Origin of the sequence: Paenibacillus sonchi (assembly GCF_016772475.1) — a bacterium.
GTDB lineage: Bacteria > Bacillota > Bacilli > Paenibacillales > Paenibacillaceae > Paenibacillus_AQ > Paenibacillus_AQ sonchi.
In genome coordinates this window covers 7189158-7202991 of sequence record NZ_CP068595.1, presented here as the reverse complement: position 1 = coordinate 7202991, position 13834 = coordinate 7189158, and the positions used below count along the sequence as shown (strand labels likewise).

The window sequence follows — 13834 nt, the reverse complement described above, 5'->3', positions numbered from 1 at the left end:
GTAGACATGCGAATCAGCAATACGGAATCGCTTGGAAACTGGAAGCATTTCATATCCAGCGGTGAGTGTGCCGCCGGGACAAAGCCGGTCATAGCCGCTTCATGGAGAAGATGCCGTAAGTCCGGAGTCGATCCGATGAGCGGCAAGGGAATGCAGGTGTCAGAAGAGGAGCTGGCTTTCCGCCTGCAGGAGAAGAAGCAGCTTCTTTCCGTTGCCAAGCCGGTCATGGACAGCATCTATCAGATTATCAAGGATACGGTCTATGCCATTGTCCTGACCGATCAGGACGGTGTTCTCCTGCACACGGTACTCAATAAGGAGCTCGAACCGGAATGTGTCAAGGTGAATTTCGTGGAAGGGGCCAAATGGGATGAGCTCAGCGTAGGCACCAATGCGGTGGGTACCGCGCTGGCTGTCAATGATGCGGTTCAGGTGCTGGGCAGCGAGCATTACTGTACGTCGCATCATGCCTGGACCTGTTCGGCTGCACCGGTTCATGACAGCCGGGGCAACGTGATCGGCTGCCTGGATCTGTCGGGCAAGGCGGAGGATGTTCATGCCCATACGTTCGGCGTTGTTGTATCGGCGGTCAGCAGTATCGAGAAGCAGCTTCATATGCTGGAGGCAAGCCAAATGATGCATGCCGTATTCCAGTCCATGCAGGACGGGCTGCTTGTTATTGATACCGAATACCGCGTGCGGCATTATAATGAAAGGCTGGCCTCGATCTTCATGCTCAGCCTGGAGCAAATGGAAACCTTGAGTATCAAAGAGCTGCTGGAAGAAGTCGATTTGGAGAGTGTGTTTGCCGGCGAACGGAATTTAAGCTATGCCGATTGTACGCTCACCGTAGGCAGCAACAAAATTGATTGTATGGTAAACATCTATCCGTTCACCTTCGATGACAAGATTCTGGGCGCTTCGCTCACGATCCGGGAAGCCGGGCAGGTGCGCAAAGAGGTCAATCAATTGGCCGGCTTCAAAGCGAACTACCGGTTCGCGGAAGTCATCACGGACAATTCCTATATGCAGGGGCAAATCGCATTTGCCCAGAGGATCGCGAAGACCAACTGTACAGTGCTGATTGAAGGGGAGAGCGGAACAGGCAAGGAGCTGTTTGCCCAATCGGTTCATAATGCGAGTCTGCGGGCCGGTGGTCCGTTTATTGCCATCAACTGTGCTGCGCTCCCCAAAGATCTGGTAGAGAGCGAGCTGTTCGGATACGAGAAGGGCTCCTTTACAGGAGCGCTCCGGGAAGGCAATCCGGGAAAGTTTGAGCTGGCGCACGGGGGGACTATTTTTCTGGATGAAATCGGGGAACTGCCGCTGGAGATTCAGGCAAAGCTGCTCCGTGTTCTGGATAACCATAAGGTCCGCAGAATCGGGGGCAAGCATGAGCGGACGCTGGATGTAAGAGTCATTGCAGCCACCAACCGCGATCTGGCGGAGGAAGTGAACCGGAAATCATACCGCAGCGACTTGTATTACCGCTTGAATGTAATCAATATCAAGCTGTTGCCGCTAAGGGAACGCAGGGAGGATATCGCCCCGCTGGCAAGGCTGTTCCTGCTGAAGTGCAACCGTGATCATCCCGGCCCGGCTAAGCGCTTCAGCCCCTCCTTTCTGGAAGCCTTGCAGAGCTATGAGTGGCAGGGAAATGCTCGCGAGCTTCAGAATGCCGTGCAGCGGGCTTATTATGTATGCAGCTCTGCGGAGATTACCCATCTGGATTTGCCTCCTGCACGGACCCCGCTTCTGCAACACTCCAACAGCGGTAATGCAGCGGTACCGGAGAAGCCTTCAGCGGAGGGGGCCGGCAAAAAAATGGAGCAGATCGAGATGGAAAGCATCTGCAGTGCGCTAAAAACATGCGGCGGCAATGTTGTCACCGCAGCCAAGATGCTGGGGATCGGAAAATCGACCATGTACCGGAAGATTGCCGTGTATGGAATAAGGAAATAGGACAAATAGCGGGGGGATCACGGGTATTCAGTTCCGGTACAAGCAAAGAAGCGCCCCGGCAGCCACTCAGCACCGGGGACGCTCCCTTGTTACCCAATAAAAATAAACAACAAATTACAGACCGCGAAGCTGAAAACGGCATAATCACTTAGCTTAAACTGGTAGATCCGGATGGGGGTTCTTCCTTCCTCTCCCTGGTAGCAGCGGGATTCCATGGCGACCGCCAGGTCCTTGGCGCGGAGAATAGACATCACGAACAGTGGCATAAGCATGGGCAGCACTCCGCCAAAGCGGGAGGTAAGCCCCTTGCGGTGAAAACCGCCTCCCCGGGCAAGCTGGGCTTTGCGGATCTTGTCGAATTCTTCCACAAGAATAGGAAGAAAACGCAGGGCGATGGAGAACATCATGACAGCCTCATGAACCGGAAAACGCCATTTTTTTAAAGGCTTCAGCAAGATTCCAGTCCTTCCGCCAATACAATAGGCGAGGTTGTCCGTACCAGCAGCGACAGGAGCAGCACAATCCCCGCAATCTGCTCGCACATCATCATTCCGTTGACCAGGCCCCGGGTAGAGAATTGAAGGGGACCCCATTGAATCAGGGTGTCGGCCGGCTCTGACAGCAGAATGGCTTGATAAATCATTGTCGAGGCAAAAAATAACGATAGTGAAAGTAATGTAAGGACCAGAACGCGCCAAGGCAGCTTCGCGATCCCCCATAACAGGATCAGTATAAGCAGCTGTAAGGTTTTCAGCCCCGGATCATGGGTGAACAGCATAGCAGCGCCAAAAAGCAGCACCGCCACAATTTTCATCCGCGGGTCCCAGCGTTCCGGCCACGAATTCCGTTTTTGATAGAGTAAAAAGCTTGTGCCTGACATAACGCTCTCCTCATTTACAATAAGCTGGTTGATTCTTCAAGTGTTAATTGGATACTTGCCGGTTCTGGTGCAAAGCGAGAATGGCGCCGGCGGCCTCCAAGGCGGTAAGCGGCCGGTTGTCTTGAACAGCAGCCCCAAGCTCCCGCAATATCCGGGATACGGCCAGCGCCGGCGGCTCCTCCCAGTCAAAGGCCTGCAGCAGCGCCGGATCTGACAGAAGCACAGATGGGGCGCCATCCGCCACAAACTGACCGGCCTTAAACGCAATCATACGTGCAGCATGCTCAAGAATCTCTTCCAGCTGATGACTGACCCATATAATCGTGATCCCCTGCTCGCGGTTCAACGTATGGAGCAAATCAAACAACGCGGTCCGTGATTGCAGGTCCAGTCCGGCTGTGGGTTCGTCAAGAATCAGCACCTCCGGTTCCAGGACAACCACTCCTGCAATGGCTACACGGCGTTTCTCCCCTCCGCTGAGCTCAAACGGACTCCGGTCTTTAAATTTCCCGTAATCCAGTTGAACGGCTTGCATGGCCTTGCGTACCTTGGCTTCCTGAATTTCAGGGGACAGCTTGGCGCTCCGGAGCCCGAAGGCAATGTCTTCATACACGGTGGTAGAGAACAGCTGGTGTTCAGGGTATTGAAAAATGAATCCGATCCGGTCAAACTGCTCCGGCTGCCGGTTCAGATGGGGATCGGTCCCGTCCAAATAAAGGCTTCCTTCGGACGGTGACAGAAATCCCTTCAGCAGCTGGAGGAAGGTTGATTTGCCTGAACCGGATTTGCCGGCAACTGCCAGCATTTCGCCCTTGTCCACGGTGAATTGCAGCTTCCCCAGCACTAATGGTCCGGCCAGGGGCCTGTTCTTACGCCGTTTGCTATAGGTGAAGGAGACATGGTCTAAGATGATCTGCATAGCAATCCTCTCAATTCTTGTTCACTTAAAGTTGCAGGTGTAGGGATTCCGCTGCGGCGGAGCAATTCAGCAAGCTTATAATAATAGGGCAGCTCCAGTCCGCAATCATGCAGCAGCTGTGTATCCTTCTGCAGTTCTGAAGGCGGTCCGGATGTGATGATCCTGCCTTCACGGAACAGCACCCAGCGGTCTGCGCCCATTACCTCTTCCAGATGATGGGTAATATAAATCAATGTAAAGGGAACCCGTTGTCTCACCTCATGCAGGGTTTCCACGAACCGGCGGCGGGCAACCGGGTCCAGCATGGACGTGGCTTCATCCAGAATGAGATAGCGCGGGGCGAGCGCCAGTACAGAAGCGAGCGCGAGCTTCTGTTTCTCACCGCCGGATAATCGGGTGACCGGACGTTCTTCATCGGCTTCTAATCCGACAAGCTGTAGCGCCCAGGCAATCCGGCTGCGGATCTCCTGCTGCGGCCAGCCGATATTGGAAAGACCAAAAGCAATATCCTCACCCACAGTAAGCCCAACCTGCTGATTCTCAGGATTCTGGAAGACGATTTGCACCGCCCTCCGGATCTCCTGTACTTCATGCGGCTCCGCAGTCCGGCGCCCGTCAACCGTCACCGTTCCCTCCGTCGGCAGCTCAATGCCGTTTAGCAGGCGGGAAAGCGAGGATTTGCCTGAACCATTGCGGCCCAGCAGTGCCACGAACTCTCCCGGCTGAATGTCGAGCGATACCTTCGATAACGCCGGCCTCAGACCGGCGTGCCCAGAGGCTTCGTCGGGTTCATTATAATAAAATGTGACATCCTGGATACGTATCATTGCTTCTCATCACCCTTTTGGATTACAGGCGTACGGGTAGGGCCGTAGACACTATTGGAATCCCCGGGATTGAAGGTTCCGTCAGCGGTGTTGGGAATCTGCCAGAAGAAATCAATGGCTACCCCGTTCTCTGCGGCCAGCTCCAGAAAGTCGCGCATAAATACGCCTTTGCCCGGATCGCAGGAGGGGCTGCCCGAGATTCCGAGTCCGCCCACGATGGAATACCCGTGATCCTGATAGGTTTTCAGCTGTTCCACAACAGGTTGGAGAATCTTGCGGTTATGGCTGCGGAATTCCGGGGTGTCGTACTCCTCCACCGTCATTGGAGGACGCTCCGGCCCCAGGAAGGTGAATTCCGGGCAAGGCAGCTGAAACAGCCCATACCCCTGCTCATAAGTCCAGTCGACCGCCGCTTTCATAACGCCTGGACTTCGAGCCTCGCCTTCCACTACGGCATTCTGATTGATGACGCAGTGGGAGGCTACAATGATCTTTTTGCTACGCTGCACGGGAACTCTCCTTCTTCTTAAGCGCCGGGCGCTTGATTAAAGAATGCGGCAGATTCTTGACTAAGTAATATACAAGCAGGGCGGATAGAATTTTATCGATCAGGTTCTCGCCAAGGCGCGGCAGAAAAGCGGTAGCGAACAAGCTGGTTCCTGCCTGCTTGAGCCATAACACCGCAACATCCTGCACTCCGCCCGTTAATCCGCCAAACAATCCAATGGCGATCACTGAACCCACGGCGGGGCATAGAATACCCAGAATAATACCCGAGACCAGGGCTGAAGAGAAGGTGAAGCCTTTCTTGCGGGAGGCATAGCCGACCACCAGACCGACAATGACATTTACAAGAGCAAAAGGTATAGCTGTATACCCTGAGGTTACACCAAGCACAAGGTTTGTCAGCAGACCGACGAGCGCTCCCCATAAAGGGCCAAAGACGGCGGCAATGAATATAGTGCCAACAGTATCCAGAAACAGAAAAGGGATTATTAAATTGCTGACCACAGTTCCTGCAATGACATTAATGGCAATAGCAAGGGCTCCCAGCGTAATGACGAGCGTTTTTTGATTCATTTCATTCTCCTCCTAAAGATCATAATGCTGATGAATTTTTTCATTTCATGAATCCAGCTGATTATGAACCCGAAGCCCCCTTTGTACATAACGAGCGCTGCCGTACATGAACCGGCAAACACTACAGACGAATAAATAACCAAGTAAGTATATTGGTATTATTGTATATCGTTTTATGCAGAATTTTAGGGTTGTCAATGGTATTAAACTGGAAGCTGGTTTATGGGGCGGGATGATGCCGGGGCTTTCTGCGTTAAGAAGAGACGGTATTATTCTGCTTGATAATTGTGTATGAATGGTTCAGATTAGGGCATCGACCTGAGGATGAATTCCGAATATAATCTTTGTGAAATTTCCCGATCGGCAACGAATCGGTTGAAGCGGAGGGAAGGCCGTGTTAATGGTGTTCTACTCTAAGATCTCATGGAAGGAGCAAAGAAAAAAATGTCATTATCTTTGGCAGGCACATTCTGCAATGTCCCCGAAGGCATCAGAATTTTAACTGTGGCGGAGGATCATTTTCAGATGGAGACAGCTTCAGACGGAGGCGGTGCAGCCCTAGATATATCGCAGTATGCACCGGATATTTGGAACGGCTATGAATATTTGACTGCAGATATTTACCATGAATGCCACGACGTGCTGGTCATCATTTTCAAGTTCCAGGATACTGACGGACGGGCGATTTCCGTTCATTATGGCGTTTTGCCTCATGTAACAACGCGGCTCTGCTTCCCGCTGGCGGCTTTAAACGGGGAAAAGCTGTTTTTGGAGCGTTTTCCCGGCGTGCTGCAATCTGTTCTCAGAGGAGATTCCTTCGTCGACCGGAGCCGGATTGACGGACTCTCGATCTGTACGATACCTTCGGTATCCGCCAGGAAATTTGAAGTTTCCGGGCTGCGGCTGACACAGTCTGTGCCGGATTTTACATATGAACCGAAACCATATGTTGACGGGCTTGGACAGCTCTCCTGGAAGGAATGGCAAGGTAAAACCCGTTCTGCCGGGGAAATGGCCTCAGCGTTACACGGGGAGCTTGCCCAGATGCGGCCAGATGCGGATTCGAATGGGCTAACCAGCCCCTTCGGAGGCTGGAAGAGCCTGCGGTTTCCCGCTACCGGCTTCTTCCGGACAGAGTTCGACGGATCGAACTGGTGGTTTGTTGACCCTGACGGATATGCTTTATTCAGCGCCGGGATGGATTGCATCGGGCCTTCGTCCGAGATGCAGGTAACGGGCATGGAGCATTTGCTGCCCGTTCTTCCAGATCGGGAAGGGCCGTATAAGGAGGCATGGAGCGGACACGGCTACTCGCCTTTTATCGCCAACCTGATCCGTGCGTTCGGGGAGAGTTGGCGGGAAGACTGGAGGGAATTGACCGAGCGCCGGTTGAAGGCGTGGGGCATCAATACGGCCGGGAACTGGTCCGATCCGGATTTTATCGCCGGCTCCAAGCTTCCTTATGTATATCCGATGCAGAGCTTTCCGTCGACGAACGCGGTTATCTACCGTGATTTCCCCGACGTCTTCAGCCACGAATACGAGGAGAAAGCCTTGGAGTTCGCCAGGCAGCTGGCTGCGTTTAAGGAAGATAAGCGGCTGGTAGGTTATTTCATGCGCAACGAACCGCAGTGGGCCTTCGTGGACGGACTGAATTTGACGGAAGAAATGCTGCGCAGTCCGGTTCCGTTCGTGTCCAAATACCGTCTGATCGCCTGGCTTGAAGACAAGTATGCCTCGGTCGGGCGCTGGAATGCGGCTTGGGGAACCTCTTTTGACAGCTTTCAGGATCTTTTGGACAACGAAAAGGCAGCGTCGGGCGGGAATGAAGCGCGGAGGAACGATTGCACGTTATTTAACCGGCTCATGATCAGGCGTTACACGGAAATTCCGGCAAGGGCTTGCAGAGAGGCAGATCCGCACCACTTGAATCTGGGCATGCGCTACGCCTGGATTTCTAATGAAGATCTTCTGGAAGGCTGCGAAGCGTTTGATGTATTCAGCATTAATTGCTATCAGCTTCAGCCGGACCGGGAGCTTATCGGGCGTATCAGCAAAAGGCTAAAGCGGCCGGTGATGATCGGGGAATATCATTTCGGGGCAGCGGATGCCGGCTTGCCGGCTTACGGCATCCGGGCTGTGGCCACCCAGCAGGACCGTGGGCTGGCTTACCGCTATTATGTCGAACAAGCAGCTGCGATCCCGGAGCTGATCGGGGTTCATTATTTTCAGCTCAATGACCAGACGGTGCTGGGACGGTTTGACGGGGAGAATTATCAGATCGGGGTGGTTGATGTCTGCCAGCGGCCCTATCAGGCGTTTGTGGAGCAGATGAAAATGGCTCATCGGAACATGTATGAAGTCCGTACCGGCCGAATCGATCCGTTCACTCAAGCGCCGGAAGAAATACCGAAGACCGGTTTCTAGATTGGCTGGGCGAACGCAAACACAGCCGTCATCTACGGCCACTGGCCCGCCGGTGACGGCTTGTTCGTTGTACAGGACATAAAACGGGGCACCCAAGCAGTGTGCTCGCTCCGAGGGAACTGGGCGGAAATCTTGCGTACAGAACAACAATGTGTGCCCAAAGCCCGCCCCCGGGCGGAAATCCTGCACTTAGCTTGTTCCCTGCTTTATACTACCTGCGGCTATTTCAGCCCCATTGCCGACATTACATCGACTTCATTGGTTTTTTTATACCAGTCATTCACTTCTTCTGTAATTTGCGTGCCGCCTTTTTCGTGCCACTGCTTCACAAACTCATCATAGGCTTCAAGAGGTTCTTTGCTGTAAATGATCTTGGTGAAGGTTTCCTTCTCCATGGTGGTAAGCTGCTCCCAGGAAGACTGCATCGTTTTCGTAGGTGCGCCGTTGAAGGCGCTTGGAAGTAAAACATCTCTGTTCTCGTAGGAGATTACAAAACCGTCCTTGGCGGTTTGGTCTACAGGAGCCGCAGCTCTCATTAGGATACCATTGTCCGGCTTGGCGCCGTTCGCTAAATCATAGTAGGATTTACCCGGTCCGTCTACGCTCGGCGTATTTTTGGTGAAGGTCATTTTGCCTGGAGCCTGTATGGCATCCAGCGGCTTGTTGAACTTTGCTGAATCGAACACGACTTCGCCGTTCACGACATCATAGTCATAGCCTTGGGCATAGCCGTATTTGAAGTCGCCTGTTCCGAATGCCGCATCGTACAGCTTGTCATAGTACAGGAAAAATGCTTCCATATTAGTGAAGTTTTTGTTGAACATGAAAACACCGTCGTTAAGCTGGCCCGACTGATAGGTCTTGTCTTCTTTCACACCCTTGATTGTTGGATGCGCAGAAATCTTGGCACCCTTGATATTCTTCTCGACGTCCTTTACGCTGCCATACAGCCAGGGGCGCCCGATGATGATGCCGGCTTTGCCTTCCGTGAAATCGGCGAGCGCATCCCAGGCCCCTTGAGTAGCCAATTCCTTGTTCAAATAGCCTTTGGAATACCAGTCGCGAAGCTTGGCGAGTGCTTCCTTGTTGCCGTCGGCCACTGATCCGTAAGTGAGCTTCCCGTTGTCATTGTACCACTGGCCGGGGAGATGCTTGCCGGTATAGGTGCTGAAGATCATCACCGGATCGCTGACCCAGCCGGTGTTGTAGGAATCCTTGCCGGAGAAATCGAACCCATAGGTATCCTTTTTACCATTGCCGTCCGGGTCGTCGTTCGTGAAGGCGGCAATGACTTTTTCGAATTCATCGATAGTTGTCGGCACTTCTAGATTCAGTTTATCCAGCCAATCCTGCCGGACCAGCATAACTTCACCTTCGGTCAGGTTGGGCGAGATGGCCATGCCGTATACTTTGCCGTCCTGGATGACGGGATTGAAAGTCGTCGGGTACTGCTTGTAGATTTCTTTTAAACGGTCCGGCATGTATTTTTGGATATCCCCGGTGATCTCCTTCACCTGCCCGGATTGAATGAGATCATTCTCCAGCGAAGTATCATATACAGGGATAATATCCGGCAGCTTCTCGGAGCCGGTGAGCGCGAGCCGCAGCTTGGTATTGTAATTCGCGGCGTCGCCGCCGAGCAGCGTTGTTTCGATCTTGATGCCCAGGTGATCCACACCCCAGCGGGTCATCACATTGTCGTTCAGACTCTCGCCGTTGATATATTTACCTGCATTCTCATCCTGCTGCTTGGCCGTGGTAATGGTTAGTACAGGGTCATACTTCCCGTCTTTCAGAGCCGCTTCCGGTGCGGCGGTGCCGGGACCGTTGTCTTTGGATACGCAGCCGGCAAGCATCCCGGCCATCACTAGAGCGGATGCAGCGGCAGCACAGGTTTTTTTCATTTTCATCGATTTGGCTCCTTTAAATGTATTCTGGGTGTTACCTCAATTTTATTCCTTTACCGCGCCCAGGACGATTCCCTTGACAAAATACCGCTGAAGGAACGGATACACGAGGATAATGGGCAGGGTGCTGATAAAGATTTGGGCAGCTTTGATGCTCTGCTCTGACAAGGCCGCTGCTTCCGATTGGCTGAGCGCCATGCTCTGCGCAGAACTCTGCACGACAACCGTCTGCAGAAAAGACGCCAGCGGATAGTTGGTGGTGTTGGACATATACAAGATTCCGTCAAACCAGGAATTCCAGTGTCCTACCATGATGAACAGGCCGACGGTTGCCAGTCCGGGAAGCGATAGCGGAAGAAAGATTTTGACGAAAATACCGAAGAATGAAGCTCCGTCGATAAAAGCCGCTTCTTCCAGCGCCTTCGGGATCGTCTTGAAGAAGTTCATAATCAGGATCAGGTTGTAGGCGCCGAAAGCGCCCGGCAGCACCAGCGCCCAGATCGTGTCTTTCATGCCAAGACTGGTCACCAGAATGTAGGAGGGGATCAGCCCGCCCGAGAACAGCATGGTGAACACGAAGATCCACATGAGGGCATTGCGCCCGCGGAAGTCTTTGGATAACGCATATCCGGCCGTTGTGATCACGAACATGCCAATCAGGGTTCCAAGCACGGTGCGCACTATCGAAATCAGCATAGAACCGGTAAAGTTCGAGTTTTTGAAGGTTTTTTCATAGGCGTCTGCGGTAAACTCAACCGGCCAGAAGGAGACCAGATTGCCGTTGACGGCCGCTTTGCTGCTGAATGACTGGGCGAACAGATGCAGCAGAGGCAGCAGACAGGTCAGCGCAACCAGAATGAGCAGGATGTGGTTGAAGATTGAAAACAGCTTATATCCCTTAGACTTGTGGTACATGCCTACGCTCCTTTCTAGAAAATTTTATAATTCGCCAGTTTGTAAGCGATCCGGTAGGAAATGACAATCAGGATAAAACTGATCCCGGATTTGAACAAACCGACCGCCGTACCGAAGCCGTATTGTCCGTTAAGCAATGAGGAGCGGTATACATAGGTGTCAATTATATCACCGGTGCTGTAGACCAGCGGATTATAGAGGTTAAAAATCTGGTCAAAGCCTGCATCCAGGACGCTCCCAAGACTCAGCGTGGAAATAACGATAATCATGGGCAGCATGCTGGGCAAGGTGACATGGCGGATTTGCTGTCTGCGTGTTGCCCCGTCGATCTCGGCCGCTTCGTAATACGAAGGGTCGATGCCTGTAATCGTTGCCAAATAGACGATCATGCCGAACCCGAAGTTTTTCCAAAGATCACTGATAATAACGGTCGGCCGGAAGTAGGCGGGATCACCCAGGAAAAAAACCGGCTTTGTTCCAAAGACGCTGAAGAGAAAATGGTTAATCCCCCCGTCAAGACCCAGAATATCGATCATAATGCCAGCCACCGTAACCCACGACAGGAAGTGCGGCAGATAGACCAGCGTCTGAATGCTCTTCTTAAGTCCGACGTTCCGGATCTCGCTCAGCAGTATTGCCATAATAATCGGTACGATAATCCCGACCACAATTTTGATGACGGCTATAATTAGCGTGTTCATAATAGCCTGCGTAGACTCTTCATATTGAAAAATCCGTGCGAAATTGTCCAGCCCAATCCATTCAGAACCCGTGATCCCCTGCCAAGGCTTATAATTCTGAAATGCCATGACCAGACCGGCCATAGGACCATAGGCGAAAATCAAGACAAAGATCAAAGCCGGCAAACACAGCACATAAAGCGGCCAGTTATGTCTGAGCTCCTTCTTCCATGGTTTTTTTCTGGTTCCGTGAATCTTCTCCGGCTTCACCCGGTTCACCTGAGTGTTAAGTGCCTGTGCGATGGTCGTCCCCCCCCCTTTTTTTCATGATTGATTTCTCTGTATTGCCTATTTTCAGACTAACAAAAGCGCTTACATCGTGAAATGCCAGAAAATAAATATTATAGCCCCGATCTTAATGAGGTTAACAAAATAGCCTGGACGGGGAAAACGGAACTCTTTTTCTTTGGTGAAGATTAAGCTATTATGGGGGAGCGGCCAGCCATGGCGGCAAAAAGGGGGTGGCTTCACTGCTTAGAAAAATAAATATGAAACGCTTTATTTATTTTTTTGTCTTTTTTCTAACGCTTACACTGGTTTTGTTTTATGTGATGGAAACGCTGAGTGCGCGGACCCTTCAACAAAGCCTGATCCATTCCTCCAAGAACCAGGTAATCTATACGGACAGTATGCTGGATGGTGTTCTCTCCGAAGCCCGGATGTATGCCATACAATATACGACGGACAGTTCGGTCCGGTATTATGAGAGCCAGAAGCGTGTCCTGGGCGTCTATGATTCCCAGATGAAAAAAAATGATATAAAGGCCATGATCAGCAATACGCTGGTATCCAGCCAATCTGTGGAGATGGTGGGGATTTTCTGGAGATCGGACGGAACCTTTATCTCTACCGCAAGCGGCCGGTCCGTAGCCGGGCCGTTCAAGCAGGTGACCCGTCAGGGGTGGAAAACTGTGGACGGAAGTTTGTACTATTTTTCAGTCTATCCGTATATCAAGCAGCCCAGCAGCCCCTCGGATATTCAATACATTGTAGGGGTCAAGCTCAAAACAGAGTATTTGGTGGGACTGCTGGATAAGGCGTTGAACAGTGACAATGCGGACGCTTTTTTCCTGCTCAACAAGGAGTTGCTGGTCAGTGACAAGTCCGTGGATTCCGGTATCGTCCAAGCGGCCAAAGGAATGATTAACGCCGATCCGGACCAAGTGCTGGAATATCACTATAAGGCGGCTGACGGAGATTACGTGATATTGTCCCAATACATTGATTCGATTGATGCTTATCTGGTGACCTACACGCGCATGAACGATTTCCTGAATCCGCTTAACCGGAATCATCAGGTGTTCTTCATCAGCATTCTGGTTATCCTGATTATCGGTCTGTTCGTGATCACGATGTTCTACCGCAATTTTTACCGCAATGTATATTTGCTGCACAAGCGTTTTTATCAGGTGGAGCATGGTGAATACAGCACGCGGATCAAAGAGAATCCCGGCAATGAATTTGACAGCCTGTTCAAAAGCTTCAACCACATGGTTGAGCAGATTCAGGCGCTGTTCGTTTCGCTGGCGACGGAGACGGAGCTTAGGCAGAACGCGGAATTGAAGGAGCTGCAAGCGCAGATCAACCCGCATTTTTTGTATAACAGCCTGTTCTTTATTATGTCTATGGCCAAGGCGTCACCTGATGCAGTCATGCGGATGAGCAAGCATCTGGCTGAATATTACCGCTATATGACGAAGCTGGACTCCCGCGATGTAACCGTTGCTTCGGAACTGGAGTTGTCCGGCCATTATTTGGCGATCATGGCGCTATGTAAACAAATCGACTACCGGATCGGACTGCCGCAAGGCATCGGAACACGGCGGATCATGCCTTTGATGATTCAGCCCATTGTGGAAAATGCAATTCAGCACGGCATTGAAGAGCATCAGGGGGCTCATCGTGTCTCCATCAGCGCCGAAGAATGGGGTGGAGGTCTTAAAATTACGGTAGCGAACGACGGAAAGGGGCTTTCACCGGAACAAATATCACAGCTCATGGACCATATCGGAAAGGAAGAGGCACCGGAAGGAACGAAAGGCATTGGGCTGTGGAACATTAACAAGCGTCTCAAAAATTCGTACGGGGAAAGCAGCGGTTTGCACTTTTATACCAATGAATGGGGAGGGCTTTCTGTGTGCCTGCTCATCGATTTTCAACTGGAAGAAGGGGAATAG

At 51.9% G+C, this 13834-nt stretch carries 12 protein-coding genes; 3 read left to right on the top strand and 9 right to left on the bottom strand.

Going from position 1 to position 13834, the window contains the following annotated elements; genetic code table 11:
- Nucleotides 1-6 precede the first annotated feature (6 nt).
- Nucleotides 7-1962: a sigma-54-dependent Fis family transcriptional regulator gene (locus JI735_RS32425; RefSeq protein ID WP_051051519.1), complete on the top strand. Its 1956-nt coding sequence runs from the start codon at nt 7-9 to the stop codon at nt 1960-1962.
- An 89-nt stretch (nt 1963-2051) separates the two neighbouring features.
- Here the strand turns inward: JI735_RS32425 and JI735_RS37120 are convergent, their stop codons facing one another.
- From JI735_RS37120 to JI735_RS32400, 6 genes are read right to left on the bottom strand one after another with little or no spacing between them, the layout of a single operon-like run.
- Complete coding sequence (locus JI735_RS37120; protein WP_245236127.1) at nt 2052-2417, bottom strand: energy-coupling factor transporter transmembrane component T; 366 nt, start codon at nt 2415-2417, stop codon at nt 2052-2054.
- Nucleotides 2411-2842: an energy-coupling factor transporter transmembrane component T family protein gene (locus tag JI735_RS37115; RefSeq protein ID WP_245236128.1), complete on the bottom strand. Its 432-nt coding sequence runs from the start codon at nt 2840-2842 to the stop codon at nt 2411-2413. Before JI735_RS37115 ends, JI735_RS37120 begins: the two co-directional genes overlap by 7 nt.
- A gap of 43 nt (nt 2843-2885) precedes the next feature.
- The gene (locus tag JI735_RS32415; protein WP_039833238.1) at nt 2886-3761 is read right to left on the bottom strand and encodes an ATP-binding cassette domain-containing protein; all 876 of its coding nucleotides are present in this window, start codon (nt 3759-3761) and stop codon (nt 2886-2888) included.
- Nucleotides 3746-4588, bottom strand: a complete 843-nt coding sequence (locus JI735_RS32410) for an ATP-binding cassette domain-containing protein (protein WP_039833239.1) — start codon at nt 4586-4588, stop codon at nt 3746-3748. Before JI735_RS32410 ends, JI735_RS32415 begins: the two co-directional genes overlap by 16 nt.
- A complete protein-coding gene (locus tag JI735_RS32405) occupies nt 4585-5097 on the bottom strand; it encodes a CD3072 family TudS-related putative desulfidase (protein ID WP_051051520.1) in 513 nt (170 codons plus the stop codon). The genes JI735_RS32410 and JI735_RS32405 overlap by 4 nt, the downstream gene beginning before the upstream one ends.
- Complete coding sequence (locus tag JI735_RS32400; RefSeq protein ID WP_039833240.1) at nt 5087-5668, bottom strand: CD3073 family putative ECF transporter S component; 582 nt, start codon at nt 5666-5668, stop codon at nt 5087-5089. Before JI735_RS32400 ends, JI735_RS32405 begins: the two co-directional genes overlap by 11 nt.
- A 444-nt stretch (nt 5669-6112) precedes the next feature.
- Here JI735_RS32400 and JI735_RS32395 point away from each other — a divergent pair, with 444 nt between their 5' ends.
- Nucleotides 6113-8095, top strand: coding sequence for a beta-galactosidase (locus JI735_RS32395; RefSeq protein ID WP_039833241.1), 1983 nt, complete (start codon nt 6113-6115; stop codon nt 8093-8095).
- Nucleotides 8096-8316: 221 nt separating this feature from the next.
- Here the strand turns inward: JI735_RS32395 and JI735_RS32390 are convergent, their stop codons facing one another.
- The 3 genes from JI735_RS32390 to JI735_RS32380 are packed head-to-tail and all read right to left on the bottom strand — an operon-like array spanning nt 8317 to nt 11876.
- Nucleotides 8317-10005, bottom strand: a complete 1689-nt coding sequence (locus tag JI735_RS32390; protein ID WP_039833244.1) for a type 2 periplasmic-binding domain-containing protein — start codon at nt 10003-10005, stop codon at nt 8317-8319.
- Between the two features lie 42 nt (nt 10006-10047).
- Complete coding sequence (locus JI735_RS32385) at nt 10048-10917, bottom strand: carbohydrate ABC transporter permease (protein WP_039833245.1); 870 nt, start codon at nt 10915-10917, stop codon at nt 10048-10050.
- A 14-nt stretch (nt 10918-10931) separates the two neighbouring features.
- Entirely contained in the window at nt 10932-11876 is a 945-nt protein-coding gene (locus tag JI735_RS32380; protein WP_233476165.1) for an ABC transporter permease, read from the bottom strand.
- 269 nt (nt 11877-12145) lie between these two features.
- Between JI735_RS32380 and JI735_RS32375 the strand changes: the two genes are divergently transcribed.
- Nucleotides 12146-13834, top strand: coding sequence for a sensor histidine kinase (locus JI735_RS32375; protein ID WP_233476164.1), 1689 nt, complete (start codon nt 12146-12148; stop codon nt 13832-13834).